We start from the raw sequence: 24,990 nt of genomic DNA on the forward strand, positions 1-24,990 counted from the left end.
GAAACGGACGCGTCAAACACGGCGTACCGTGATAAGTGCACACCCAGCTGAGATACCTCTGAGGAGATAGTGCTGTGACCGGGATCAAGACGACCGGCGAGAAGAAGTTGATGTTCTTCTCCGGCCGCGCCCACCCCGAGCTTGCCGAGGAGGTCGCCCAGCAGTTGGGGGTCGGGGTCGTTCCTACGAAGGCCTTCGACTTCGCGAACGGTGAGATCTACGTCCGTTACCAGGAGTCGGCCCGTGGTGCGGACTGTTTTGTGATCCAGAGCCATACGGCTCCGATCAATCAGTGGATCATGGAGCAGTTGATCATGATCGACGCTCTGAAGCGGGCGTCGGCGCGGTCCATCACGGTGATTGTGCCGTTCTACGGTTACGCCCGTCAGGACAAGAAGCACCGTGGGCGTGAACCGATTTCGGCGCGTCTGATCGCGGATCTGATGAAGACGGCGGGTGCGGATCGCATTCTGACGATGGATCTGCACACGGATCAGATCCAGGGCTTCTTCGACGGTCCGGTGGATCACCTGTTCGCTCTTCCGCTGCTGGCGGACTATGTGGGCGCCAAGGTGGACCGGGAGAAGCTGACGGTGGTGTCTCCGGATGCCGGCCGGGTGCGGGTGGCGGATCGCTGGTGTGACCGGTTGGGTGCGCCGCTGGCGATCGTGCACAAGCGGCGTGACAAGGACGTGGCGAACCAGGTGACCGTCCACGAGGTCGTGGGTGAGGTCAAGGGCCGGGTGTGTGTGCTGGTCGACGACATGATCGACACGGGTGGCACGATCTGTGCGGCGGCGGACGCGTTGTTCGCGCACGGTGCGGAGGATGTCATCGTGACGGCGACGCACGGTGTGCTGTCGGGTCCGGCGGCGGACCGGTTGAAGAACTCGCGGGTGGGTGAGTTCGTGTTCACGAACACGCTGCCGACGCCGGGTGAGTTGGCCCGTGATCTGGACAAGCTGACGGTGTTGTCGATCGCGCCGACGATTGCGAGCGCGGTGCGTGAGGTGTTCGAGGACGGTTCGGTGACGAGCCTGTTCGACGAGCAGTGATCTTGTCGTAGGGGTCTTGTCGGAGACCCTGCGGAGATCCTTTTGGGTGCGGCCTCCTGGTCCGAGTAGACTGCTTCAGTTGCTCGGCGAGGGAGGCCGTTCCCGTTGTGGGTTCGGTGGTCCGTTATCGACGCGCTCTTCGTAGCAGGCCGTTCGTGGCCGGGTGACCACGTCCGTTCCTATTTCTACGAGGAGTGATCATGTCCGAGGTAAAGATCTCCGCCGAGACCCGTACGGAGTTCGGCAAGGGTGCCGCCCGTCGTATCCGTCGTGACAGCAAGGTTCCCGGTGTGCTGTACGGCCACGGCTCGGACCCGCTGCACCTGACGCTTCCCGGTCACGACCTGCTGCTGGCGCTGCGTACGCCGAACGTCCTGATCGCCCTGGACATCGACGGCAAGACCAACGAGCTGGCGATCCCGAAGTCCGTGCAGCGTGACCCGCTGAAGGGTTTCCTGGAGCACGTGGACCTGCTGCTGGTCAAGCGTGGCGAGAAGGTCACGGTCGAGATCCCGGTGCACGCCGAGGGTGAGCTGGCCGCGGGTGGCAACCTGCTGGAGCACGTGCTGAACGCGCTGCCGGTCGAGGCCGAGGCCACGCACATCCCGGAGGCGGTGACGGTTTCCGTCGAGGGTCTGGAGGCGGGTGCGTCCATCCTGGCGAAGGACATCACGCTGCCGAAGGGCACGACGCTGGCCGTCGAGGAGGACGCGGTGGTTCTCCAGGTCCTGGCCGCGCAGGCCGAGGAGGCTCCGGAGGGCGAGGAGACCGAGGAGGAAGAGGTCGCCGAGGCCTGATCCTCGCCGATCGTTTTCGACGGTTCGTCGGCCGCTGTTCCCGCGCGGGACAGCGGCCGACGCGTATCAAGGAGACATGGACGTGACGACCGACGCCAATGCCCCGTGGCTGATCGTGGGCCTCGGCAATCCCGGGCCGGAGTACGCCATGAACCGGCACAACGTCGGGTTCATGGTGGCTGATCTGCTGGCGGAGCGGATGGGGGGCCGGTTCAAGCGGGCGGGGAAGGCTCAGGCGCAGGTGGTGGAGGGTCGGATCGGTCCGCCGGGGCCGGCGAACCGGCGGGTGATCCTGGCGAAGCCGATGTCGTACATGAATCTGTCGGGCGGTCCGGTGAACGCTCTGCGTGACTTTTACAAGGTGCCGGTCGGGAACATCGTGGCGGTGCATGACGAGTTGGACATCGATTACGGCACGCTGCGGTTGAAGTCGGGCGGTGGGGACAACGGGCACAACGGGCTGAAGTCGATGACGAAGGTGATGGGTGCGGACTATCACCGGGTGCGGTTCGGGATCGGGCGTCCGCCGGGTCGTATGCAGGTGGCGGATTTCGTGTTGAAGGATTTCTCGTCGGCGGAGCGCAAGGAGTTGGACTACTTCGTGGACCGGGCGGCGGACGCGGCGGAGTGTCTGGTGATCGAGGGGTTGGAGCGGGCGCAAAGCACGTACAACTCGTGACTTGTCCGTCGGCCCGTCCGGGCCGAAGTTGACCGAGTGCATGGGCATGGCCAAGGATCGCGGCCATGCCTTCTGCCGTTGTTTCCAGTCGGGGTGCTTTCGTCGCGCTGCGGTTCGGGCGGTTCGCGGCGATGGGTACGGTCGCGGCGTTGATCCTGATCGCGGGGGTCTGGGCGTCGTGGGGCACCGCTCATCATGTGATGCTCACCAAGGGGCGGGAGCGCGGCACTATCGAGGTGACGCGGTGCGGTGAGGATGCGTGCAGTGGGCCGTACCGGCCGGTTTCCGAGGGTTCGCAGCCGCGTGCGTCGGTGGTGATCGAGAAGAACGTGGCGGTGCGCAAGGGGCGGACGTACACGGTTGTCGTGAAGCCGGGCAGTGATGCTGTGGTGCGCTCGGGTCCGGCGGGTGTGCTGTATGCGTGGGTGCCGTTGGGTGGGGCGTTGTTGCTGGCGTCGGTGGTGGTCGCGGGCGGGTTGCGGCGGACGCGGTCGGCGTGGGTGCTGGCGGGGTTGGGAACAGCCTTGCTGACGGCGGCTTTTCTGGCGGTTTGAGGTGTGGGGGCTTTCTGGCCCGTGAGGATCTGTGCGTTCGTCCCCGTCGGCGCGGGACGGCGCCGAGGGCGACCTCGCCGAGACCGGCAACGGTGCCCCGGTGGGCCTGCTGTCGGCGGCCGCGCTGCTGGGCGCGGGCGGCTACCTGGTGTTCCGGCGTCGTAGGGCCTGACGCGCGGAGCCGGTGAACGAACGGTGCCCCCGTGCTCGTACCGAGCGCGGGGGCACTGTCGTGTGTGCGGTCAGCCGGTGTTGCGCAGGCCGGCCGCCACGCCGTTGACGGTCAGGAGCAGGGCGCGGGAGAGCAGCGGGTCGGGTTCGGTGTCGCTCGCCGCCGCCTCGCGCTGGCGCTTGAGCAGGGCGACCTGGAGGTAGGAGATCGGGTCGAGGTAGGCGTCGCGGATGGCGAACGTCTGCTTCAACACGGGCTGCGCAGCGAGGAGTTCGCTCTCCCCGGTGACGCGCAGGACCTCGGCGACGGTGAGCTCGTGCTCGGTGACGATGTCGTCGAAGACGTGCTTGAGGTTGTCCGGGACGAGGGTGTCGACGTAGTGGCGGGCGATGCGCAGGTCGGTCTTCGCGAGGGTCATCTCGACGTTGGAGATGAAGTTGCGGAAGAAGTGCCACTGCTCGTGCATCTCGTCGAGCACGGTGTCCAGGCCCGCCTCGCGCAGCGCCTTGAGGCCGGAGCCCACGCCGAACCAGCCGGGCACGATCTGCCGCGACTGGGTCCAGCCGAACACCCACGGGATGGCGCGCAGCCCGTCGAGCGAGACACCCGAGCCGGGGCGGCGGGAGGGCCGCGAGCCCAGGTGCAGGTCGGCGAGCTGGTCCACCGGCGTCGACGCGAGGAAGTACGTCGGCAGGTCGGGGTCCTCGACGAGCTTGCGGTACGCGGCGTGGGCGGCGTCGCTGACGACGTCCATGGCGGCGTCCCAGCGGGCGAGTGCCTCGCCGGACTGGCGGGGCGCGGTGTGCAGGGCGGACGCCTGGAGGGTGGCCGCGACGGTCAGCTCCAGGTTCTCCCTGGCCAGCGACGGCACGAGGTACTTGTCGGAGATGACCTCGCCCTGCTCGGTGACCTTGATCTCGCCTTCGAGGGTGCCCCAGGGCTGGGCGAGGATCGCGTCGTGCGAGGGGCCGCCGCCGCGGCCGACGGTGCCGCCGCGGCCGTGGAAGAGGCGCAGCCGGACGCCGTAGCGGTGGGCGACGTCGCGCAGGCGGCGCTGGGCGCGGTGGATCTCCCACTGCGAGGTGGTGATGCCGCCGAACTTGGAGGAGTCGGAGTAGCCGAGCATGACCTCCTGGACGTCGCCCCGCAGCGCGACGAGGCGCCGGTAGGACGGGTCGGAGAGCATGTCCTCCAGGATGGTGTCGGCGGCCTTGAGCTCGTCGGTGGTCTCCAGCAGCGGCACGATGCCGATCTTGGCCCAGCCGGCGTGCAGGTCGATCAGGCCGGCCTCGCGGGCGAGGACGGTCGCGGCGAAGACGTCGTCGGCGCCCTGGCACATGGAGATGATGTACGACTCGATGACCTCGGGTCCGAAGACCTTCAGGGCCCGCTTGATCGTCTCGAACACGCCGAGGGTCTTCTCGCCGGCCGCGTCGACCGGCGCCGGGGTGGGCGCGAGGGGCCGGCGGGAGCGCAGTTCCTTGGCGAGCAGCTTGGCGCGGTACTCGCGGGGCATGTCGGCGTAGCGCCAGGACTCCTCGCCGAGGCGGTCGAAGAGCTGGCCGAGGGCGTGGTGGTGGGCGTCGGCGTGTTCGCGGACGTCCATGGTGGCGAGCTGGAGGCCGAACGCGGACAGCGTGCGGATGGTGCGGTTCATGCGGCCGTCGGCGAAGAGGCCGCCGCGGTGCTCGCGCAGCGAGGTCTGGATGAGGGTGAGGTCGTGCAGCAGTTCGCCGGTGCCGAGGTAGTCGCGGCCGGGCTCGTGCGGGATGTTCCTGGCGAGGCGGGTCTTGGTGTTCTCCAGCTTCTGCCGGATGCAGGTGGCCTTGAGCCGGTAGGGCTCCTCGGCGTTGAGGCGCTTGTAGCGGGGGCTGATCTCGGGCAGGGCGTCGAGGTCGGCCTTGAGGGACTCCAGGAGTTCCTCGGTGGCGCCGGAGTAGCGGATGGAGTTCGACAGGAAGCCGCGCAGCTCGTCGATCATCTCCAGGGCGTCGTTGATGCCGTGCTCGTGCTGGAGGATGAGGACGTCCCAGGTCACCTGGGGGGTGACGTTGGGGTTGCCGTCGCGGTCGCCGCCGATCCAGGTGCCGAAGGTGAGCGGGCGGGTGGCGTCGGGCAGCTTGTGGCCGACGCGTTCCAGTTCCGCGGTGAGGTCCTCCAGGACGTCGCCGACGGCGCCGGCGTGGAGTTCGTCGAGGTAGTAGATGGCGTTGCGGGCCTCGTCGGCGGGCTCGGGGCGTACGACGCGCAGTTCGTCGGTCTGCCATACGAGGTCGATGTTCTCGGCCAGTCGGGTGTCGTGCCGGCGCCGGTCGCCTTCGAGGACGGGGACTTCCAGGAGGGCGGCGATGCGCCTGAGCTTGTTGAGGACCGAGCGGCGGGCGGCCTCGGTGGGGTGCGCGGTGAAGACGGGGCGCACGTTGAGGTGCTGGACCGTCTGGCGCAGGTGCTCGGGGTCGGCGTCCTTCAGCCGGTCGGCCGTCCGGGCGAGAAGTCCGCCCTCGGCGGCGCGTCGGGCGCGCAGCTCGCGGCCGCGGTGGACCTGCTCGGTGACGTTGGCCAGGTGGAAGTAGGTGGAGAAGGCGCGGACCAGCTTGGCCGCGGTGTCCAGCTCCGTTCCTCGTAGCAGCTCGGCGGCGGCTTCGCCGTCCTCGCGGGTGAGTCGGCGGACCTTCTCGACGAGTTCCAGCAGCTCCGGGCCTTCCTGGCGGACCAGGGTCTCCCCGAGGAGGTCACCCAGCCGGCGGATGTCGGCACGCAGCTCGCTGCTGGTCGTCGTGGTCTGGTCGTCGGCACTGCTCACAGGTGCGGCTCCTTGCAGTGTTGAAGCTCGTCCGGAGGGAACCCGGCGCAGGTACCGCGCGGCGGGCGCCGCATACGGCTCCTGACATCCGGGAAAGAAATCAGAGCGGACCGCGCTGTCCGACCGACACCAGGATAGGTGTCGACGCGGACGCGCAGTCTCTCGGGCTCTTGCCGCCGGGCAACGCACTGCCATACTTACGTCGCCGTAGGTTACGGAACCGTAGGCACCCTCGTAACGAAACCCGGGAATGGTTCCGGCAACCCCGGCACCTGCCAAAACCCTCGACCCCACAGGGGACGCCCCTATGACCACGAGCTCCGATGTGATCGATGACGCCCCGAAGGCCAACGACGACTCCCACCTTCCCCCGGCCACGCTCGGCGGCGAGAAGAAGGGGTCGCTCGAGCAGTTCGCGCTCCTTCTCTTCATCGTCGTCCCGTTCCTGGCGCTCGCCGCGGCGGTGCCGCTGGCCTGGGGCTGGGGCGTGAGCTGGCTGGACCTCGGCCTGCTGGTCTTCTTCTACTTCTTCGCCTGCCACGGCGTCACGATCGGCTACCACCGCTACTTCACCCACGGTTCCTTCAAGGCGAAGCGTCCGCTGCGCATCGCGCTCGCGATCGCGGGCTCGATGGCGGTGGAGGGCCCGCTGGTCCGCTGGGTGGCCGACCACCGCAAGCACCACAAGTTCTCCGACGCGGAGGGTGACCCGCACTCCCCGTGGCGTTACGGGGAGACCGTCCCGGCGCTGATGAAGGGCCTGTGGTGGGCCCACATCGCCTGGATGTTCGACGAGGAGCGGACTCCGCAGGACAAGTACGCGCCGGATCTGATCAAGGACAACGCGATCCGCACGATCTCGCGTCAGTTCATCTACTGGACGGTGCTGTCGCTGGCGCTGCCCGCGCTGATCGGCGGTCTGGTGACGATGTCCTGGTGGGGCGCCTTCACGGGCTTCTTCTGGGGCTCGCTCGTCCGGGTCGCGCTGCTGCACCATGTGACGTGGTCGATCAACTCGATCTGCCACGCGGTGGGCAAGCGCCCGTTCAAGTCGCGTGACCGTTCGGGCAACGTGTGGTGGCTGGCGGTGCTCTCGTGCGGTGAGTCCTGGCACAACCTGCACCACGCCGACCCGACGTCCGCGCGGCACGGTGTGGAGCGCGGGCAGATCGACTCCTCGGCTCGGATCATCCGCTGGTGCGAGCAGTTCGGCTGGGCGTACGACGTGCGCTGGCCGTCACGCTCGCGTATCGATTCGCGCCGCAACGACGAGGAAGGCGGCTCTCGGCGCCGGAAGGAGTCCGCGAAGGCGGCATGATTGACGCCGTGGCGACCGACTCCAGCAGCAACACCGGCAACGACAAGCAGCGGCGAACGCGCCGCACCCGGATGACCGGTGCGGAGCGCCGCCAGCAGCTGCTGGAGATCGGTCGCACCCTCTTCGCCGCGAAGGGCTTCGAGGGCACGTCGGTGGAGGAGATCGCGGCGAAGGCCGGGGTGTCCAAGCCGGTGGTGTACGAGCACTTCGGCGGCAAGGAGGGGCTGTACGCGGTGGTGGTGGACCGTGAGATGCGGCGGCTGCTGGACATGGTGACCAGTTCGCTGACGGCCGGCCATCCGCGTGAGCTGTGCGAGCAGGCGGCTTTCGCCCTGCTGGACTACATCGAGGAGTACACGGACGGTTTCCGCATCCTGGTCCGTGACTCGCCCATCCCGCAGTCGACGGGGTCCTTCGCCTCGCTGATCTCGGACATCGCCACCCAGGTGGAGGACATCCTGGGCCGTGAGTTCAAGAGCCGCGGCTTCGACCCCAAGCTCGCCCCGCTCTACGCCCAGGCGCTGGTCGGGATGGTCGCGCTGACCGGCCAGTGGTGGCTGGACGTCCGCCGCCCGAAGAAGGCGGAGGTGGCGGCCCATCTGGTGAACCTTGCCTGGCACGGGCTGGACGGCCTGGAGCCGAAGCCGCGGCTGATAGGGCACCGCAAGAGCTGAGGCGGGAACTGAAGTGGGGGCGCCTGAGCCGGCGCCCCCAGAGCCTCAGTCGGCGAATCAGTGCCGGAAGGTGTCCTTGCCCTTCTCCTTGGCCTGGCGGGCGTCGCCCTTCGCCTGGTCGGCCTTGCCCTCGGCGGTCATCCGCTCGTTGCCGGCCATGCGGCCGATCGCTTCCTTGGCCTTGCCCCTGAGCTGTTCCTTCTTGGCCCTGGCCTTCTCTTCCTGCGCCACTTCCCTCACTCCTCGCAAGGATCGACGTCGGTGTCCATGAGCGGGTGACCCTCAGCGGCACCGCTCAAACAGTGGTCCGGGGTTCAAGGAACTCCAGCCGGTTCCCGACGGGGTCGTAGGAGTAGCAGCGCCGGTGTCCCGGCAGGTTGTCGTCCCACTCCACGTGAGCGCCGTGGGCCGCCAGCCGGGCGCCGTACGCCTCGATCCCGCTGACGCGCAGCCCGGGGTGTGCCTTCTTCGCGGGCCGGAAGTCCGTCTCGATGCCGAGGTGCAGCTGGACGGTGCCGGCCTGGAACCAGCAGCCTCCGCGTGCGGCGAGGGCGGGTGGCTTGGGGATCTCGGTCATGCCGAGGACGTCCACGTAGTACGTCCGCAGCAGGTCCTGCGAGCCGGGTGGGGCCGCGAGCTGGACGTGGTCGACGGCGGTGATCACCGGGCCTCCTTGCGGGCCACGGCGAAGATGCGGCGGAACGGGAACGGGGTGCCGTGCGCGCCGGGCGGATAGGCCTCGCGCAGGGCGGCCCGGTACTCGTCGAGGAACGCCTCGCGTGCCTCGGGTTCGTCGGCGAGCGCGGTCAGGACGGGACGCAGTCCGGTCCCCTTCACCCAGTCCAGCACCGGATCCGCACCGGTCAGGAGGTGGACGTACGTCGTCTCCCAGACGTCGGCGGCGCAGCCCAGGTCGGCCAGCCTGCTCAGATAGGCCCGCGGGTCGAGTACGGCGTCGTCGTGGCGCAGGGTGTCGGCGAGGCCGTGGCGGGGTGCGATCTCGCGCATCAGGCGGTGGCTGGGGGCGTCGAAGTTGCCGGGGACCTGGAAGGCGAAGGTGCCGCCGGGCCGCAGGGCGGTGATCCAGTCGCCGAAGCGCTCGGCGTGGGCCGGTACCCACTGGAGGGTGGCGTTGCTGACGATCAGGTCGTACGGCTCTTCGGGCGTCCAGGTCCGTACGTCGGCGTGGGTGAAGTCGAGGCGGCCGCCGCCCGCGGTCGGGCCCTCGTGCTCGACGTGGGCCCGGTCGAGCATCTCGGCGGAGTTGTCGTAGCCGGTGATGTGCGCGGTGGGCCAGCGTGCGGCGAGCAGGGCGGTGACGTTGCCGGGGCCGCAGCCGAGGTCGGCGACGCGGGGGCGCTCGGCGGGGAGGTCGGGGACGCGGGCGAGGAGGTCGATGAAGGGGCGGGCGCGGTGGTCGGCGTGGCGCAGGTACTGGGCGGGGTCCCAGGTGGGAGCGGCGGCGGACATGGCGGGGTCTCCTGTCTCTACGTCGTCCTCCAGCCTGCCCCGAGAGATATCTTGACGTCAAGAGACTTCACGTCGACACAACCACTACACTGATCGTCATGGAGGACGAGGTCGATCGGCTGGTCGCAGCGTGGCGCCGGGAGCGCCCGGACCTCGACGTGGAACCGCTCGAGGTGCTCAGCCGGGTGAGCAGACTGGCCCGGCACCTGGATCGCGCACGCCGGCTGGCCTTCTCCGAGCACAGCCTGGAGCCCTGGGAGTTCGACGTGCTGACCGCGCTCAGGCGCGCGGGGACGCCGTACCAGCTCTCCCCGGGACAGCTGCTGACGCAGACCCTGGTCACCTCGGGCACGATGACGAACCGCATCGACCGCCTGGCCAAGAAGGGCCTGGTGGAGCGCCTCCCCGACCCCAGCGACCGGCGCGGCGTACTCGTCCGCCTCACCGACGAGGGCCGCGACCGTGCCGACCAGGCCCTCGCCGGGCTGCTGGACCAGGAACGCGCGATCCTCGCCGAGCTGTCACGTGCCCAGCGCGGTGAACTGGCAGGGCTGCTGCGGCAGCTGACAGCGCCGTTCGACAACATCCCTGGCTGACCGCGGCGCCACCGTTCGGCCGCGGCGCCGCCGTGGCTTGCCGCGCCCATGCGGCGGAGCCGCCGATCGACACAGCCCCGCGCCCCTGTAGCGGCGCTGCCGCTCAGGGGCGCTGATCAGGCGCTGCTGCTCTCCTCCGGCAGGATCCGGCTTGCCGGGCCCAAGTCGACCGGCCCGACCCCCGCCCGCCGCGCGAGCGCGACCGCGGCCAGGGTCGAGTGGACGCCCAGCTTGCCGAGGACGTTCTGCATATGGGTGCGGACCGTATGCGGGGAGAGGAACAGGCGTTCGGCGACGGCCTTGCGGCCCAGCCCCGCCACCATGCAGCGCAGCACCTCACGCTCGCGCGGGGTCAGGGACTCCACCAGCCGTTCGCTCTCGGTGCGGTGCTTGCGCGCGGCCGTCAGCTCCCGCAGGACCCCCGTGAGCAGGGCCGGCGGCAGATGCGTCTCGTCGCGCAGGACACCGCGGATGACGGTGAGCAGCCGGGACAGCGAGCAGTCCTTGGCCACCCACCCGGACGCCCCGGCCTGAAGGGCGAGCGCGGCCCGGCGCGGATCGTCCTTCTCGGCGAGGACGACGATCCGTACGGCGGGCTGCGCCGAGCGGACCCCGGCGACCAGCGATATGCCGTCGACCAGCCCGTCCTCCCCCACCTCCTGAACCGGCACGGCCGGCCGGACGCCCGGCACACTCCCGCCCAGGTCGGCGTCGACGAGCAGCACGTCGAACCGGCGCCCCTCGGCCGCCGCGCGCTCCAGACTGCGCAGCGCCGCCGGACCGCTGCCCGCGGCTGAGACGTCGACATCGGGCTCTGCGGCCAGGGCGGCGGCGAGCGACTCGGCGAAGATGCGATGGTCGTCGACGACCAGGACTCGGATGCGAACCACGAAACCCCCTTCCCCAAGCTCTCGAAGAGCAGGGGATACCCCATCGTCATGAGGACGACACCGGGAGACGAACACCGTCGCGAGCACGACACCCGAAGCGCGGATGGCCGCACGGCCGCCGCCGTGCAGAGACTGCTACCCCCACTTCGGGCGTCGTACCCGACCTGTCTCGCCCCCTGATCAGCACCGGCCCCCACCGGTGCCGTTCATCAGAGTACGGGCGGGTGGCAGGAGCGGAAGGCAATTTGCAGAACTGGTTGGCTGACGCGTTTATGGTGAGCCGCATGTTTCGTCTGGAGACAGAAGTCGACAAATCACGGCTGGATCTGCTCCGCCGGCGGCTGCGGGACGCCAACACGGCGGCCTCCCCGATCCTGCGCGCCCTGCGCGGAACCCCAGGTGAACGAGAACTTCCGCTCCACGTCTGGGTGTTGGACGACGCCGGCGACCTGGCCGGCGGTCTGGTCGGTCACACCTGGACCACCTGGCTCCATGTCACCTACCTCTGGGTCGACGAACGCCATCGCGGCCGGAGCCTCGGTTCGCAGTTGCTCGCCTACGCGGAGCGCATGGCCCGCGACGAACGGGGCTGCACCGCCGTACGCCTGGAGACGTGGGACTTCCAGGCGCCGGAGTTCTACAAGAGGCAGGGGTATGAGGTGGTTTGTGTGATTCCGGACTATCCGCCGGGGATCACCGAGTTCACACTGACCAAACATCTGGGATCAAGCTGAGTCTCAGTGTCGTCTCAGACACGGCTCCTACCCTCCGCCCCATGAGCATGCTGCGGAAGCTGAACTCGAAGATCGGTGCGAGGACCGGATACCAGGTACGGCGGGTGCAGCCGCCCCCGGCCCGGTCGGGCAACCTCGGCGCCATCCCCACACCGCGCGGCCCGCGTCCGGAACGGCCCACGGCCGGGACCGGGGCCGCGCACAGGCCGGTGGATCCGGCCGTCGACCGGCTGCTGAAGCGGCCGGTGTTCATCCTGACCTCGGTGCGGTCCGGGTCGACCCTGCTGCGCATGATGCTGGGCGCGCACTCCCGGCTGCACGCCTCGCACGAGCTGCATCTGACCGGTCTGGAGGTCTACTTCAAGACCCACAGCCCCACCGAGAAGTCCATGCGCGCCCTCGGCCTCGGCCACGAGGAGCTCGAAGCGCTGCTGTGGGACCGCACCCTGCACCGGGAACTGGTGAAGTCCGGCAAGTCGTTCGTCGTGGAGAAGACCCCGGGCAACGCCTTCGCCTGGCGGCGCATCGCCGAGGCCTGGCCCGACGCCCGGTTCCTCTTTCTGCGCCGGCACCCCGCCGCGGTGGCCCGTTCCTGGCACGAGGCCGTCCCGGACCGCACCCGCGAGGAGGCGGCCGAGCGGGTGCTTCAGTACATGGAGGCCATGGAGGAGGCGCACGCCGAGGTCGGCGGGCACATCCTGCGCTACGAGGACCTCACCACCGACCCGGCCCGCGAACTCCGCGCGATCTGCCGTTTCCTGGACCTCGACTTCGAACCCGGCATGCTCGACTACGGCAGCAGCCTGGACGGAGCCGTGCTGGGCGGTGGCTTCGGCGACTGGAACGACAAGATCCGCTCCGGCCGGGTGCAGCCGGACCGCCCCGCACCGGCCGAGGACGAGATCGCCGAGGTGCTGCGGCCGATGTGCCGGGCGTGGGGTTATCTCTGAGACCGAGACCGAGCCGGAGACGGCGGCGGGGCTGAGGGCGCGCCTCCGTCTCCGGCCCCCGCACACCTCGCCCGGTGTCAGCTCAGCCGCCGCGCGCCCGCCGCCGGCACCGCCTCGAACACCCGCGGCGCCACGAACCCGGCGGCGGCGAAGGCCTCCTCGACCGCCTTGGTGACGGTCTCGACGTCCGTCGCCTCGGCCAGCACGATCGCCGAGCCGCCGAAGCCGCCGCCCGTCATCCGGGCGCCCAGGGCGCCGTTGGCCAGCGCGGTGTCCACGACCAGGTCCAGCTCCGGGCAGGAGATGCGGAAGTCGTCCCGCAGTGAGGCGTGCCCCTCGGTCAGGACCGGGCCGATCGCCCGGGTCCGGCCCGACTCCAGCAGCGAGACCACCCGCTCGACCCGCTGGTCCTCGGTGACGACATGGCGCACCAGGCGGCGCACCTCCTCGTCGTCGCCGAGCCGGTCCAGGGCCGCGTCCAGCTCGTCGTAGTCGACGTCCCTGAGCGCGTCCACGCCCAGCAGGGCCGCGCCCTTCTCGCAGCCCGCGCGGCGCTTGCCGTACTCGCCCTCGCTGTGCGAGTGCTTGACCTGGGTGTCGACGACCAGCAGCCGCATGCCCTCGGCGGCCAGGTCGAAGGGGATCTGCTTCTGCGACAGGTCCCGGGTGTCGAGGAACAGGGCGTGGCCGGCCTCGCAGCACGCGGACGCCGTCTGGTCCATGATCCCGACGGGGGCGCCGACGTAGACGTTCTCCGCGCGCTGGCACAGCCGGGCCAGCTGCCAGCCCTTCAGGCCGAGTTCGCACAGGTCGTTGAGCGCGAGCGCCACGACGACCTCCAGAGCCGCCGACGACGACAGGCCCGCGCCCGCCGGGACCGTCGAGGCCAGGTGGATGTCGGCGCCGGTCACCGGGTGGCCGGCCTGGCGCAGCGCCCAGACCACGCCCGAGGGGTACGCGGTCCAGTTCCGGTCCGACTCGGGGGCCAGGTCGTCGACGCGCAGTTCCACGACACCGCCCTCGACATCGGCGGAGTGCAGCCGCAGTACGCCGTCGTCACGCCGTGAGACCGCCGCGACCGCGGTGTGCGGCAGCGCGAACGGCATGACGAAGCCGTCGTTGTAGTCGGTGTGCTCGCCGATCAGGTTGACCCGGCCGGGCGCCGCCCACACCCCCTCCGGCTCGGCCCCGTACAGCTCCCTGAACCGCTCGGCGACCTCGGCTGCCCTGTCGACACTCATCCCCTGGCCCTGACCTTTCCTGCGTTCTACTTGTCGCGCCGCTGCGCGAACTCCCAGGCGTCCGCGACGATCCCCGCGAGGTCCGCGCGGGACGGGTTCCAGCCGAGCCGCTCGCGGGCGGTGTCGGCGCCGGCCACCAGGACCGCCGGGTCGCCGCCCCGGCGCGCGGCCATGACCTCGGGGATCGGGTGCCCGGTGACCTGGCGGACGGTCTCGATGACCTGGCGGACGGAGAAGCCCTCGCCGTTGCCGAGGTTGCAGATGAGGTGCTCGCCCGCGGTGGCGGCCTTCAGCGCCAGCAGGTGGGCGTCGGCCAGGTCAGCGACGTGGATGTAGTCGCGCACGCAGGTGCCGTCCGGCGTCGGGTAGTCGTCGCCGAAGACGGAGATGGCGTCGCGCCTGCCCTGGGCGACCTGGAGGACGAGCGGGATCAGGTGCGACTCGGGGTCGTGGCGCTCGCCGTACTCGCCGTAGGCGCCCGCGACGTTGAAGTAGCGCAGGGACACCGCTCCGAGGCCGTGGGCCGCGGCCTCGCCGGTGATCATGTGGTCGACGGCGAGCTTGGAGGCGCCGTAGGGGTTCGTGGGCCGCGTCGGCGCCGACTCGACGATCGGCACCTGCTCCGGCTCGCCGTAGGTGGCGGCCGTGGAGGAGAAGACCAGCTTGCGCACGCCCGCCTCGCGCATGGCGCCGAGCAGCGCCATGGTGCCGCCGACGTTGTTGTCCCAGTACTTCTCCGGCTTGACCACCGACTCGCCGACCTGCGAGAACGCGGCGAAGTGCAGCACCGCGTCGAAGGAGGAGTCCAGCCACTTGGCGGCGTCACGGATGTCGCCCTCGATGAACGACGCCCCCGACGGCACACCCTCACGGAAGCCGGTGGAGAGGTTGTCGAGCACGACGACCTCGTCCCCGGCCTCGATCAGGTGCTGCGCGACCACGCTGCCCACGTAACCCGCGCCACCGGTGACCAGAAACTTCCCACTCATCTACTCGCTACCTCTCGCAGTCGCTCGGCCGCGCGCTCCGGCGGCACGTCGTTGATGAACACGCTCATGCCGGACTCGGAACCCGCGAGGAACTTCAGCTTGCCGGAAGTGCGGCGGATGGTGAAAAGCTCGAGGTGAAGAGCGAAGTCGTCCCTGTTCACACCCTCGAACCCGTCCAGTGTGCCGAACGGCGCCTGGTGCCAGGCGGCGATGTACGGCGTGGGCGGCTCACCTTCCCCGAAGATCCGGTCGAAGCGCCTCAAGAGTTCCAGATAAACCTGGGGGAACTCTGAGCGGGCGTCCTCGTCGAGCGCCAGCAGATCGGGCACGCGGCGCTTGGGGTACAGGTGGACCTCGTACGGCCAGTGCGCGGCGTACGGCACGAAGGCCGCCCAGTGTTCACCCTCCAGGACGACCCGCTCACCGGCGAGTTCACGCTCCAGGACGGCGTCGAACAGGTTCTCCCCGCCGGTGGCGTCCTTGTGGGCGGCGAGGGAGCGCAGCATCAGGGCGGTGCGCGGGGTGGTGAAGGGGTAGGCGTAGATCTGTCCGTGGGGGTGCTGGAGGGTCACGCCGATCTCGGCGCCGCGGTTCTCGAAGCAGAACACCTGCTCGACGGCGGGCAGCGACGACAGCTCGGAGGTCCGGTCGGTCCACGCGTCGAGCACGAGCCGCGCCTGCTCCTCGGTCAGGCCGGCGAAGGACGCGTTGTGGTCGGAGGTGAAGCAGACGACCTCGCAGCGCCCGGAGTCCCCGGCGAGCGAGGGGAAGCGGTTCTCGAACACGACGACGTCGTACGACGAGTCGGGGATCTCGCTGAGCCGGTCGCCGTGCGAGGGGCACAGCGGGCACTGGTCGGCCGGCGGGTGATAGGTCCGCCCCTGCCGGTGCGAGGCGACCGCGACGGCGTCCCCGAGCAGCACGTCATGACGGACCTCGGACGACGTGACGGTCGGGTCCAGGGGACGGCGGTCGGCCGCGTCCCGCACGGTGTCGTCCCGCAGGTCGTAATAGACGAGCTCACGACCGTCGGCCAGTCGGGTCGAGGTCTTCTTCACGCCGGGCTCCCATCCAACAGAACTAAACACAGAGAAACACAACTCACCACCTCCGTCAACATCACAATCAAACAAAGAGCATCATCAGACGTGTTCAATTACTGAACACGGCGGCGTAGGTTCCGCTCTGTATCGGTTCGCTCAACGAAGCGAGTACTCATGCAAACCCCCACAGATTCCCCCACCTACCTCGCCGCCGAGCTACGGCTCCCCACGAACTGGCTCGACTACACGCTCCTCGGCATCTACTTCGTCGTCGTGCTGGGCATCGGATTCGCCGCCCGCAAGTCGGTGAAGACCAGCCTCGACTTCTTTCTGTCCGGCCGCTCGCTGCCCGCCTGGGTCACCGGTCTGGCCTTCATCTCCGCCAACCTGGCCGCCACCGAGATCCTCGGCATGGCCGCCAACAGCGCCCAGTACGGTGCCTACACCGTCCACTGGTACTGGATCGGCGCCATCCCGGCCATGGTGTTCCTCGGCCTGGTGATGATGCCCTTCTACTACGGCAGCAAAGTGCGCTCGGTGCCCGAGTTCCTCCTGCTGCGCTTCGACCGGTGGGCCCATCTGCTCAGCTCGGTCCTGTTCGCCTTCGCCGCGATCCTGATCGCCGGGGTGAACCTGTACGCCCTGGCGATCGTGGTCGAGGCCCTGCTGGGCTGGCCTCAATGGGTGGCGATCGTCGTCGCGGGCTTCTTCGTCCTCGCGTACATCACCCTCGGCGGCCTGTCGTCGGCGATCTACAACGAGGTCCTCCAGTTCTTCGTGATCCTGGCCGCGCTGATCCCGATCACCGTGCTGTCCCTGAAGAAGGTGGGAGGCTGGGACGGGCTGTCGGACAAGCTGACCCAGACCCACGGCGACGACTTCGTCACCGCCTGGGGCGGCACGGGCATCGGCGACGCCAACCCGCTCGGCGCGAACTGGCTGACCATCGTCCTCGGCCTCGGCTTCGTGCTGTCCTTCGGCTACTGGACGACGAACTTCGCGGAGGTCCAGCGGGCACTGTCCGCGAAGAACCTCTCGGCGGCCCAGCGCACCCCGCTGATCGCGGCGTTCCCGAAGATCTTCATCGTGTTCCTGGTGATGATCCCGGGGCTGGCCGCCGCGGCACTGGTCCCCGGCTTCGGCACGGAGGAGTCCGGCTACCAGTACAACGACGCGATCCCCTACCTCATGGAGGGACTGCTGCCCAACGGCGTCCTGGGCATCGCGGTGACCGGTCTGCTGGCCGCCTTCATGGCGGGCATGGCGGCGAACGTGTCGTCCTTCAACACGGTGTTCACCACCGACATCTGGGCGAAGTACGTGGTGAAGGACCGCGAGGACTCCTACTACGTCCGCTTCGGCCGGCTGATCACGGCGATCGGCGTGCTCGCCTCGATCGGCACGGCGTTCCTCGCCTCGTCGTTCTCGAACATCATGAGCTACCTCCAGACGCTGTTCTCCTTCTTCAACGTGCCGATGTTCGTGGTCTTCATCGTCGGTATGTTCTGGAAGCGGGCGTCGATGAAGTCGGGCTTCTGGGGTCTGCTGGCCGGCACCACGGCGGCGATGATCAACTACTTCGTCCTCTACAAGCAGGACATCATCTCGATCCCCTCCGACCAGGGCGCGAACTTCGTCTCCGCGATCGCGGGCTTCGTGGCCGGCGGAGTCGTCATGGTGGCCGTCTCCCTCTTCACGGCCCCCAAGCCGGCGGAGGAACTCAAGGGCCTGGTCTACGGCACCCGCTCGCCGGGCATGGCCGAGCCGCCGGCCGAGGGGGACGACGCCTGGTACCGCAAGCCGGCGCTGCTGGGGTGGGGCGCGGTCGTGCTGGCCGCCGCCTGCTACATCCCGTTCTCGTTCTGACGACGGAGGACTGACAGACCATGAGCGACCACCACTCCGAACGCCCCGGATACTCCGACAAGGACGTGCAGCACGAGGTCAGCGAGCTTCAGGAGAAGTCCACGACGGCCGCCCGGCTCTTCGACATCCGGCGCATCATCGGCGGGCTGTTCGTGCTCTACGGCGTCATCGTCACGATCGTCGGGCTGACGGACGACGACGCCACGATCGACAAGGCCGAGGGCGTCAACATCAACCTCTGGACCGGGTTGGGAATGCTGCTTCTCGGGCTCTTCTTCCTGGCCTGGCTGAAGCTGCGGCCCGTGGCTCCGCCGCCGCCGGCCGTGGAGCCCGGGGAGGAGCCCAGGGACTGACGCCGGTGGGGGCGGGGGGTTTCCTTCTCGCCCCCACCGCCCCCGGACGGGCCGGAAGACAAGTCACGGCTCGTCCCCCGGCATCCCCTGCGGCATCGGCCCCGCCCGGTCCAGCAACCCCGTTCGCGCCGCCAGCGCCGCTGCCTCCAGCCTTGAACCGACGCCCAGTTTCATCAGCACCCGTTGCACATGGGTGCGTGCGGTGGACGGGGCGATGCCCATGCCGGCCGCGATCAGGCGGGTGTCCTCGCCGTCGGCGACACGGACCAGGACCTCGACCTCGCGCGGGGTGAGCATCTGGAGCAGGCGCTGGCCCTCGTCGTCCGGCTGGGCCGCGGGGTTCAGCAACTCGCTGAACGCGCCCTGGAGCAACTGCGGTGCCACCGCCGCCTCCCCGGCCCGCGCCTTCATGATCGCCCGCTCGACGCCCTCTATGCGTTCGTCGTGCCGGACATAGCCGGAGGCCCCGGCCGCGAACGCCGCCGCTATGCCGCGCGGGCTCGGCACCGGGCCGAGCACCAGCACCGCCACCTGCGGGCGTTCCCGCTTGATCTTCGCCACCGGGTCGAACATCCCCGGCTCCGCGGGCGTCGCCGTGCCCAGCAGGCACACCTCGGGCGCCCGCGTGATCACCAGTTCCGCCGCCCCCGCGGCGGGCGCCGCCGCGGCCAGCACCCGGTGCCCCCGCAGCTTCAGTGCCGAGGCCAGCGCCTCGGCGAGCAATCGGTGGTCGTCGACCACCATGAGCCGAACTCCCATCGAGCAACCCCCCAGTCCCCCCAATGGATCCCCATCACTACCCAGGACGGATCACTCCAGTCCGGATGTCGCACCATGGATGCCCACTGGTCCGCGCGGACAGGAGCCCCCTCCCGGCTCCCCCGCCCTTCATGCCCCCGGAAGCTACACGCTTGTTCGACGTTGCGCTCCCCCTACCGGCGAGAAGTGCCCCGGAACGGCGGATTTTCTGGCTTTTCCCGCATTCGAGGCCGATGAGACGGTACGCGAACGGCCCCGTCCCGAGCAGGGACGGGGCCGTTCCGAACGACCGAGGGGTGAAGTCCGTCAGCCGCTCGCACCGAACGCGATCACATGCGACTTCCGGAGATCGGAACTGCCCAGTTCACTCGCGAACCTGGCGGACATGTACAGATGTCCCTGCGAGTAGAGGATCTCGGAGTACTCCGGCGACATCCGCATCTCGACGTCCCGTACCGCCCTCGTGGCCGGGTTCTCCAGCAGCTTCGTCTCCTTGAAGCTTCCGCCGTCGACGCTGACGATCTGCCCGCCCTTGTCGTACGGCGGCCGCTTGTACGCGATCACGTTGCCGCCGTCCATGCGCAGCGGAGTGATCGTGTACCGGTCGCCGGCGTCGGCCCGCTGCCCGGTCTGCTTGCCGGTGGCCAGGTCGAAGGCGACGATCTCGTTGGTCTGGCCGTACTCGCCGCTGCCGTCGTGCTGTTCGGTCTCCACGTAGAGCCGGTCGTTGCCGACGACGACGCCCGTGCACTGCTCGATCGTGGTGACGCCGGAGCAGCGGGCCGCGAACTGATCGGCCGGCACGGAGATGCGCACCCGCAGCTTGCCGGTCTTGTTGTCGATCGAGAAGACGTCCGAGATACCGATGGCGCCCTCGACATCACCGACCTTGGCCGCGACGACCAGGGGGTCGGTGGACACCACGCTGGCGTAGTCGATGCCCTCGGCCATCTTGTACTCGGAGATCACCTTCCCGGTGGTCGGGTCGATGGTCTGGATGTTCAGTTGGGGCTGGTCGTAGCTGCCGCACTTGCGGACCGCGACCATCTTCGGGCCGCCCGCGTACCCGAGGTCGAAGCAGCTGTCGTTGGTCTTCGGGACCCATCGCGGCTTGCCGGACTCGATGTCCCACGCGGCCCCGCCCGAGGTGCCACCGGCGGCGACCGTGCCCCCGCTGACCGTGATGTTGTCGTACCGGATCGCGCCGTACTTGCCCTCGGCGGTCTTGGTCCACAGCTTCTTGCCGGCGTCGAGGTCGATCGCCGCGACCTGGGTGCAGCCGTGCGAGGGCTTGTCCTTGGTCGGCATCGCGGGCTCGAAGGCGACGGCCGTCACGCCGTCCTCGTTGATGTGCCGGGCGGCCTGGCAGACCGGGCCGGGCAGCTTGACCGACCACAGCTTGCTGCCCTTGTCGGGGTCGTAGCCGACGATCTCCGCCACGCCGCTCTTGACGTACGCCTTGTCGGTCAGCCACGAGCCGGCCACGACGATGCTGGAGTCGTCCTCCACGTCGGGCGACGGGACCTGGAAGAGGACCTGGGAGGTGGTGTCGCCGGGCACCTTCTCCGTGCCGTCGGGGGCGTCGAATCCGCCGCCTCCCTGGTCGTCACCGCCGCCGGTGCCGCCGCTGGAGCCGGCGGTGTCGTCCTTGCCGCCCTCGTCACCGGACCGCGCGAGCCACACACCACCGCCGATGATCAGGGCGATCACCACGACCGCGGCCGCCACGATGACCGCCAGCTGCGAGCTGGACCGGCCGCCGCCACCGGAGCCCTGCCCCGGCTGCGGGTACATGGGCGTGGTGTGCTGCTGATAGCCGTAGCCGGGCGGCTGGGTGTACGGGTTCTGGGGCTGGCCGTAGGGGTTCTGCGGCTGGCCGTACGGAGCGGGCTGCTGGGCGGGGTAGCCGTACCCGGGCGGAGTGGCCGGGGGCGGCGTTCCCTGTGGTGACTGTGGCGGCTGCTGCTGGGGTTGCGGCGCCTGGGGATAGCCGTAGGCGGGCTGCGCCGGCGGGGTGGGCGGGCCCTGGGGCGGCTGCGCGGGGGGCTGCGGCGGGCCGAACCCGCCCTGCGGGGGCTCGTTGGGCGGCGGGGGCGGCGGCTGGGTCATGACGTGGGTACCTCAGGGGAGGGGGACGGCGGACACGGCGGCGAAGGGCACAACTGGCGCACGCCTCACTTGCCGAAGGCGAGCATCAGCTTCTCCTTGGCGTCGTCGTTGCCGCTCAGCCGGGTGCTGGAGAGGTAGAAACGCCCGTCGACCCAGTCGTACGCCTTGGAGAAGAAGCCGTTCTCGATGTTCGCGACGCCCGCCGGGTTCTGGAGCAGCTTCGTCGGCTCGTGGCTGCTCCCGCTGATCGGGATCGCCACGACCTGGCCGCCCGCGTCGTACGACGGCTGGACGTACGCGACGAGCTTGCCGTCCTCGACCTTGATCGGCAGCATCGACTCGTCCGCCGGGGACTTCACCCGCCACTTCTCCTTGCCGTTGGCGAGGTTGATCGCCACGATCTCGTTGGCGCTGGCGGTCGCCTTGGTCGGCATGTAGAGCGTGTCGGCGTCGGCGACCACTCCGCTGCACCCCTGGAGGTCACGCTGGAGGATGGCCCAGCCGCACTCGGCACCGATGTCGATGTTGAAGCCGACCTGCGAGCGGGTCTTGCCGCCGGAGGTGAACGCGGAGATGTTGCCCGCCTTCTTGTCCTCGTTGGTGCTGTAGATGACCAGCGGGTCCAGCGAGAAGACGCGGGCGACGCGCCAGCCCTTGTCGAAGTCGAGGGTCCACTTCACCTTGCCGGTGGCGGGGTCCAGCTCCTGGACGGCGTCGTGCTCGTTGCTGCCGGAGGCGTCGCAGGACGCGACGGCGATCAGCTTCGTACCGCCCGCGAACGCGTCGGGGAAGCACTTGTCGCCGAACCGCTTCTTGTCCCACAGCTTCTCGCCGCTGTCGATGTCGTACGCCGTGCCCGACTGCGAGCGGCCCACCAGCAGCGTCTTGCCCGTGATGGACAGTTCGACGTCGAGGGTGCTGTCGAACAGCTCGCCGTTGGAGACGGAGCCCTTCCAGCCCTTCTCACCGGTGTTGAGGTCGACCTGCTGGAGCTGGTTGCACTTGGCGCGGTCACCGGCGCCGTTCATGTACGCGACGACGATCTTGTCCTCGGACGACTTCTGCGGGGTGACCGCGCAGATCTTCTCCGGGAAGGCGATCGGGTCCCAAGTGGCCTTGCCGTCAGCGACGTTGTAGGCGAAGACCTGCTTGTACGCCGCCTTCACCGCGGTCTTGTCGGTGATCCACATGCCGGGCGCGTCCGCACCGGACTTGGGCGCGTCGGGGGCCGACTGGTACCAGAGCACCTTCGACTCGCCCGCCTGGCGGCCCGCGTTGAGGTTCTCCGGGTCGTCGCCGCCCTCGCTCTCGTCGCCGGAGCCGGACGGGGAGTCGGAGCCCTTGGGGTCGTCGCTCTGCTGCGCGACCGGCTTGTCGTCCTTGTCGTCGCCGCTGGTCACCGCGTACACGGTGGCGCCGACGACGATCAGCGCGGCGACCGCGGCACCGATGGCGAGGGCGGGCTTGCCCTTGAAGGGGTTGCGCGAACCGCCGGGCGGCATGCCGGGGGCGCCGGGGTACTGCGGCTGGGGCGGGTAGCCGTAACCGGGGGCGGGCTGCTGGCCGTAGGGGCCGGGCTGCTGCGGATGGCCGTACGGCCCCGGCTGCTGCTGGGGTTGGGCGTACGGGCCGGAGGCGTACGGGCCCGGCTGGGCCGGCGGCTGCTGCGGGTAGCCGTACCCGGGCTGCGGGGCGCCGGGCGGCGGGCCCTGCGGGGGCGGCGGCGTCTGCGGCGGGCCCTGCGGCGGGGGCGGGGTCTGCGGGGGCTGCGGCGCGCCGAAGCCGCCCTGCCGTGGATCCTGTGGTGCGCCGAAACCGCCCTGCGGCGGCTGGTTGGGCGGCTGGCTCATGCGCGGTTCCCCCTTGAGACCGGTGTGGTGCCACGTTCTGTGCCGTCGCGTTTTTGCCACACCAGCTTTTCTCAGACTGTTCTCAGGCGGCCCTTTCTATCACCCGCCACCGACAGCGCACCGGGCCGTATCCACCGCTGTACCCAAGGGAGAACCGGCCCGTGATACCGCCGTTATGCACCTTCACGCCCCCTTCACAAGGCGCGCGCTCCGGCTCGCGCGAGCCCCCCGGAGCCCGTCCTCGGGGCGGTCGCCGCGCTACGCCTCCTCGGCGAGTTCCAGCCAGCGCAGCTCCAGTTCGTCCCGCTGACCGGCCAGATCGCGCAGTTCCGCGTCGAGTTCGGCGACCTTCGCGAAGTCGGTGGCGTTCTCGGCGATCTGGGCGTGCAGCTTGGTCTCCCGCTCGGAGATCTTGTCGAGCTGCCGCTCGATCTTCTGCAACTCCTTCTTGGCGGCCCGCAGATCGGCCGCGCTGCGCTCCGGTACGGCCTTCTCGGCCGCCGGGGACGAAGCGGCCGCGGCGGCGACCTGGGCCTCCATGCGGTGGCGGCGCTCCAGGTACTCGTCGATGCCGCGCGGCAGCATCCGCAGCGCGGCGTCGCCGAGCAGGGCGAACACCCGGTCCGTGGTGCGCTCCACGAAGAACCGGTCGTGGGAGATGACGATCATCGAGCCCGGCCAGCCGTCGAGGACGTCCTCCAACTGCGTGAGGGTCTCGATGTCGAGGTCGTTGGTGGGCTCGTCGAGGAAGAGGACGTTGGGTTCGTCCATCAGCAGCCGCAGGAGCTGGAGCCGGCGCCGCTCACCGCCGGAGAGGTCGCCGACCGGCGTCCACTGCTTCTCCTTGCCGAAGCCGAACGTCTCGCACAGCTGCCCGGCGGTCATCTCGCGGCCCTTGCCCAGGTCCACGCGCTCGCGCACCTGCTGAACGGCCTCCAGCACCCGCGTGTTCGGGTCGAGCTCGGCGACCTCCTGGGACAGATAGGCGAGTTTGACGGTCTTTCCGACCGCGATCCGCCCGCCGGCCGGCTGCGTCTCGCCCTCGGTCCGCGCGGCCTCGGCCATGGCGCGCAGCAACGACGTCTTCCCGGCGCCGTTGACCCCCACGAGACCGATGCGGTCGCCCGGTCCGAGCTGCCAGGTCACATGCTTGAGCAGCACCTTGGGGCCGGCCTGGACGGTGACGTCCTCCAGGTCGAACACCGTCTTGCCGAGCCTGGACGAGGCGAACTTCATCAGCTCGCTGCTGTCCCGGGGCGGCGGCACGTCGGCGATCAGCTCGTTGGCCGCCTCGACGCGGAAGCGCGGCTTGGACGTGCGCGCGGGCGCGCCGCGGCGCAGCCAGGCCAGCTCCTTGCGGACCAGGTTCTGCCGCTTGACCTCCTCGGTCGCGGCGATGCGCTCGCGCTCGGCCCGCGCGAACACGTAGTCGGAGTAGCCGCCCTCGTACTCGAACACGTCGCCGCGCTGCACGTCCCACATGCGGGTGCAGACCTGGTCGAGGAACCAGCGGTCGTGGGTGACGCACACGAGCGCCGAGCGCCGCTCCCGCAGGTGCCGGGCGAGCCAGGAGATGCCCTCGACGTCGAGGTGGTTGGTGGGCTCGTCGAGGACGATCAGGTCCTGCTCGTCGATGAGCAGCTTGGCCAGCGCGATCCGGCGCCGCTCGCCACCGGACAGCGGACCGATGACGGTGTCGAGTCCCTGCGGGAAGCCGGGCAGGTCGAGGCCGCCGAACAGACCGGTCAGCACGTCCCTGATCTTGGCGTTGCCGGCCCACTCGTGGTCGGCCAGGTCGCGGATGACCTCGTGCCGGACGGTCGCCTCGGGGTCGAGGGAGTCGTGCTGGGTGAGCACGCCGAGGCGCAGCCCGCCGGAGTGGGTGACCCGGCCGGTGTCGGGCTCCTCCAGCTTGGCCAGCATGCGGATCATGGTCGTCTTGCCGTCGCCGTTGCGACCCACGACGCCGATGCGGTCGCCCTCGGAGACGCCGAGCGAGACGCCGTCGAGCAGGGCACGGGTGCCGTACACCTTGCTGACGTTCTCGACATTGACCAGGTTGACGGCCATTTCTCTCCTGCCCAGGGG

General features: G+C 69.7%; 23 protein-coding genes and 1 pseudogene. 12 read left to right on the top strand and 12 right to left on the bottom strand.

Annotated elements, in window-relative coordinates; translation table 11 throughout:
- The first annotated feature begins 74 nt into the window (after positions 1-74).
- The 5 genes and pseudogenes from ACIQWG_RS37385 to ACIQWG_RS37405 form a co-directional block, all read left to right on the top strand.
- Entirely contained in the window at positions 75-1,055 is a 981-nt protein-coding gene (locus ACIQWG_RS37385) for a ribose-phosphate diphosphokinase (RefSeq protein WP_404104462.1), read from the top strand.
- A gap of 200 nt (positions 1,056-1,255) precedes the next feature.
- A complete protein-coding gene (locus ACIQWG_RS37390; protein ID WP_404104465.1) occupies positions 1,256-1,852 on the top strand; it encodes a 50S ribosomal protein L25/general stress protein Ctc in 597 nt (198 codons plus the stop codon).
- A gap of 76 nt (positions 1,853-1,928) precedes the next feature.
- Positions 1,929-2,531 (top strand): aminoacyl-tRNA hydrolase, encoded by a 603-nt coding sequence (pth, locus tag ACIQWG_RS37395; RefSeq protein WP_404104467.1) that lies wholly within the window; start codon positions 1,929-1,931, stop codon positions 2,529-2,531.
- A gap of 65 nt (positions 2,532-2,596) precedes the next feature.
- Positions 2,597-3,085, top strand: coding sequence for a hypothetical protein (locus tag ACIQWG_RS37400; protein WP_404104470.1), 489 nt, complete (start codon positions 2,597-2,599; stop codon positions 3,083-3,085).
- Between the two features lie 28 nt (positions 3,086-3,113).
- Positions 3,114-3,257: pseudogene (locus ACIQWG_RS37405) on the top strand (LPXTG cell wall anchor domain-containing protein); the annotation flags it as partial.
- Between the two features lie 70 nt (positions 3,258-3,327).
- Here the strand turns inward: ACIQWG_RS37405 and ppc are convergent.
- On the bottom strand, positions 3,328-6,060 hold the full coding sequence (gene ppc / locus ACIQWG_RS37410) for a phosphoenolpyruvate carboxylase (protein WP_404104472.1): 2,733 nt from the start codon (positions 6,058-6,060) through the stop codon (positions 3,328-3,330).
- Between the two features lie 307 nt (positions 6,061-6,367).
- Here ppc and ACIQWG_RS37415 point away from each other — a divergent pair, with 307 nt between their 5' ends.
- Both ACIQWG_RS37415 and ACIQWG_RS37420 read left to right on the top strand, forming a co-directional pair.
- Positions 6,368-7,378, top strand: coding sequence for an acyl-CoA desaturase (locus tag ACIQWG_RS37415; RefSeq protein WP_404104475.1), 1,011 nt, complete (start codon positions 6,368-6,370; stop codon positions 7,376-7,378).
- Positions 7,375-8,052: a TetR/AcrR family transcriptional regulator gene (locus ACIQWG_RS37420; RefSeq protein WP_404104477.1), complete on the top strand. Its 678-nt coding sequence runs from the start codon at positions 7,375-7,377 to the stop codon at positions 8,050-8,052. The genes ACIQWG_RS37415 and ACIQWG_RS37420 overlap by 4 nt, the downstream gene beginning before the upstream one ends.
- A 57-nt stretch (positions 8,053-8,109) precedes the next feature.
- Here the strand turns inward: ACIQWG_RS37420 and ACIQWG_RS37425 are convergent, their stop codons facing one another.
- From ACIQWG_RS37425 to ACIQWG_RS37435, 3 genes are all read right to left on the bottom strand, one after another.
- Entirely contained in the window at positions 8,110-8,283 is a 174-nt protein-coding gene (locus tag ACIQWG_RS37425; RefSeq protein WP_404104480.1) for a CsbD family protein, read from the bottom strand.
- A gap of 64 nt (positions 8,284-8,347) precedes the next feature.
- Positions 8,348-8,716 (bottom strand): glyoxalase, encoded by a 369-nt coding sequence (locus tag ACIQWG_RS37430; RefSeq protein WP_404104482.1) that lies wholly within the window; start codon positions 8,714-8,716, stop codon positions 8,348-8,350.
- Positions 8,713-9,522: a trans-aconitate 2-methyltransferase gene (locus tag ACIQWG_RS37435; protein ID WP_404104485.1), complete on the bottom strand. Its 810-nt coding sequence runs from the start codon at positions 9,520-9,522 to the stop codon at positions 8,713-8,715. The genes ACIQWG_RS37430 and ACIQWG_RS37435 overlap by 4 nt, the downstream gene beginning before the upstream one ends.
- A gap of 98 nt (positions 9,523-9,620) precedes the next feature.
- Here ACIQWG_RS37435 and tamR point away from each other — a divergent pair, with 98 nt between their 5' ends.
- On the top strand, positions 9,621-10,118 hold the full coding sequence (gene tamR, locus ACIQWG_RS37440; protein ID WP_059196100.1) for a MarR family transcriptional regulator TamR: 498 nt from the start codon (positions 9,621-9,623) through the stop codon (positions 10,116-10,118).
- A gap of 116 nt (positions 10,119-10,234) precedes the next feature.
- On the opposite strand, the gene ACIQWG_RS37445 is transcribed toward tamR, so the two are convergent.
- Positions 10,235-11,008: a LuxR C-terminal-related transcriptional regulator gene (locus ACIQWG_RS37445; protein WP_404104488.1), complete on the bottom strand. Its 774-nt coding sequence runs from the start codon at positions 11,006-11,008 to the stop codon at positions 10,235-10,237.
- A 272-nt stretch (positions 11,009-11,280) separates the two neighbouring features.
- On the opposite strand from ACIQWG_RS37445, the gene ACIQWG_RS37450 reads away from it, so the two are divergent.
- Both ACIQWG_RS37450 and ACIQWG_RS37455 read left to right on the top strand, forming a co-directional pair.
- The gene (locus ACIQWG_RS37450; RefSeq protein WP_404104655.1) at positions 11,281-11,742 is read left to right on the top strand and encodes a GNAT family N-acetyltransferase; all 462 of its coding nucleotides are present in this window, start codon (positions 11,281-11,283) and stop codon (positions 11,740-11,742) included.
- A gap of 41 nt (positions 11,743-11,783) precedes the next feature.
- A complete protein-coding gene (locus ACIQWG_RS37455; RefSeq protein WP_404104490.1) occupies positions 11,784-12,692 on the top strand; it encodes a sulfotransferase family protein in 909 nt (302 codons plus the stop codon).
- A gap of 77 nt (positions 12,693-12,769) precedes the next feature.
- Here ACIQWG_RS37455 and galK read toward each other — a convergent pair whose 3' ends face one another.
- From galK to galT, 3 genes are read right to left on the bottom strand one after another with little or no spacing between them, the layout of a single operon-like run.
- Positions 12,770-13,933: a galactokinase gene (galK, locus tag ACIQWG_RS37460; RefSeq protein ID WP_404104492.1), complete on the bottom strand. Its 1,164-nt coding sequence runs from the start codon at positions 13,931-13,933 to the stop codon at positions 12,770-12,772.
- Positions 13,934-13,959: 26 nt separating this feature from the next.
- On the bottom strand, positions 13,960-14,922 hold the full coding sequence (galE, locus tag ACIQWG_RS37465) for a UDP-glucose 4-epimerase GalE (protein ID WP_404104494.1): 963 nt from the start codon (positions 14,920-14,922) through the stop codon (positions 13,960-13,962).
- The gene (gene galT, locus ACIQWG_RS37470; RefSeq protein ID WP_404104495.1) at positions 14,919-15,980 is read right to left on the bottom strand and encodes a galactose-1-phosphate uridylyltransferase; all 1,062 of its coding nucleotides are present in this window, start codon (positions 15,978-15,980) and stop codon (positions 14,919-14,921) included. Before galT ends, galE begins: the two co-directional genes overlap by 4 nt.
- A 159-nt stretch (positions 15,981-16,139) precedes the next feature.
- Here galT and ACIQWG_RS37475 point away from each other — a divergent pair, with 159 nt between their 5' ends.
- Both ACIQWG_RS37475 and ACIQWG_RS37480 read left to right on the top strand, forming a co-directional pair.
- Complete coding sequence (locus tag ACIQWG_RS37475) at positions 16,140-17,831, top strand: sodium:solute symporter family protein (RefSeq protein WP_404104498.1); 1,692 nt, start codon at positions 16,140-16,142, stop codon at positions 17,829-17,831.
- 20 nt (positions 17,832-17,851) lie between these two features.
- Positions 17,852-18,184, top strand: a complete 333-nt coding sequence (locus tag ACIQWG_RS37480) for a hypothetical protein (RefSeq protein ID WP_404104501.1) — start codon at positions 17,852-17,854, stop codon at positions 18,182-18,184.
- 63 nt (positions 18,185-18,247) lie between these two features.
- On the opposite strand, the gene ACIQWG_RS37485 is transcribed toward ACIQWG_RS37480, so the two are convergent.
- From ACIQWG_RS37485 to ACIQWG_RS37500, 4 genes are all read right to left on the bottom strand, one after another.
- Positions 18,248-18,943, bottom strand: coding sequence for a LuxR C-terminal-related transcriptional regulator (locus tag ACIQWG_RS37485; protein ID WP_404104504.1), 696 nt, complete (start codon positions 18,941-18,943; stop codon positions 18,248-18,250).
- 306 nt (positions 18,944-19,249) lie between these two features.
- Positions 19,250-21,052: a PQQ-binding-like beta-propeller repeat protein gene (locus ACIQWG_RS37490; protein WP_404104507.1), complete on the bottom strand. Its 1,803-nt coding sequence runs from the start codon at positions 21,050-21,052 to the stop codon at positions 19,250-19,252.
- A gap of 65 nt (positions 21,053-21,117) precedes the next feature.
- Positions 21,118-22,902, bottom strand: a complete 1,785-nt coding sequence (locus tag ACIQWG_RS37495) for a PQQ-binding-like beta-propeller repeat protein (RefSeq protein ID WP_404104510.1) — start codon at positions 22,900-22,902, stop codon at positions 21,118-21,120.
- A gap of 258 nt (positions 22,903-23,160) precedes the next feature.
- On the bottom strand, positions 23,161-24,972 hold the full coding sequence (locus ACIQWG_RS37500) for an ABC-F family ATP-binding cassette domain-containing protein (RefSeq protein ID WP_404104512.1): 1,812 nt from the start codon (positions 24,970-24,972) through the stop codon (positions 23,161-23,163).
- Positions 24,973-24,990 lie beyond the last annotated feature (18 nt).

Source organism: Streptomyces sp. NPDC098781 (assembly GCF_044759995.1).
Taxonomy (GTDB): Bacteria; Actinomycetota; Actinomycetes; order Streptomycetales; family Streptomycetaceae; genus Streptomyces.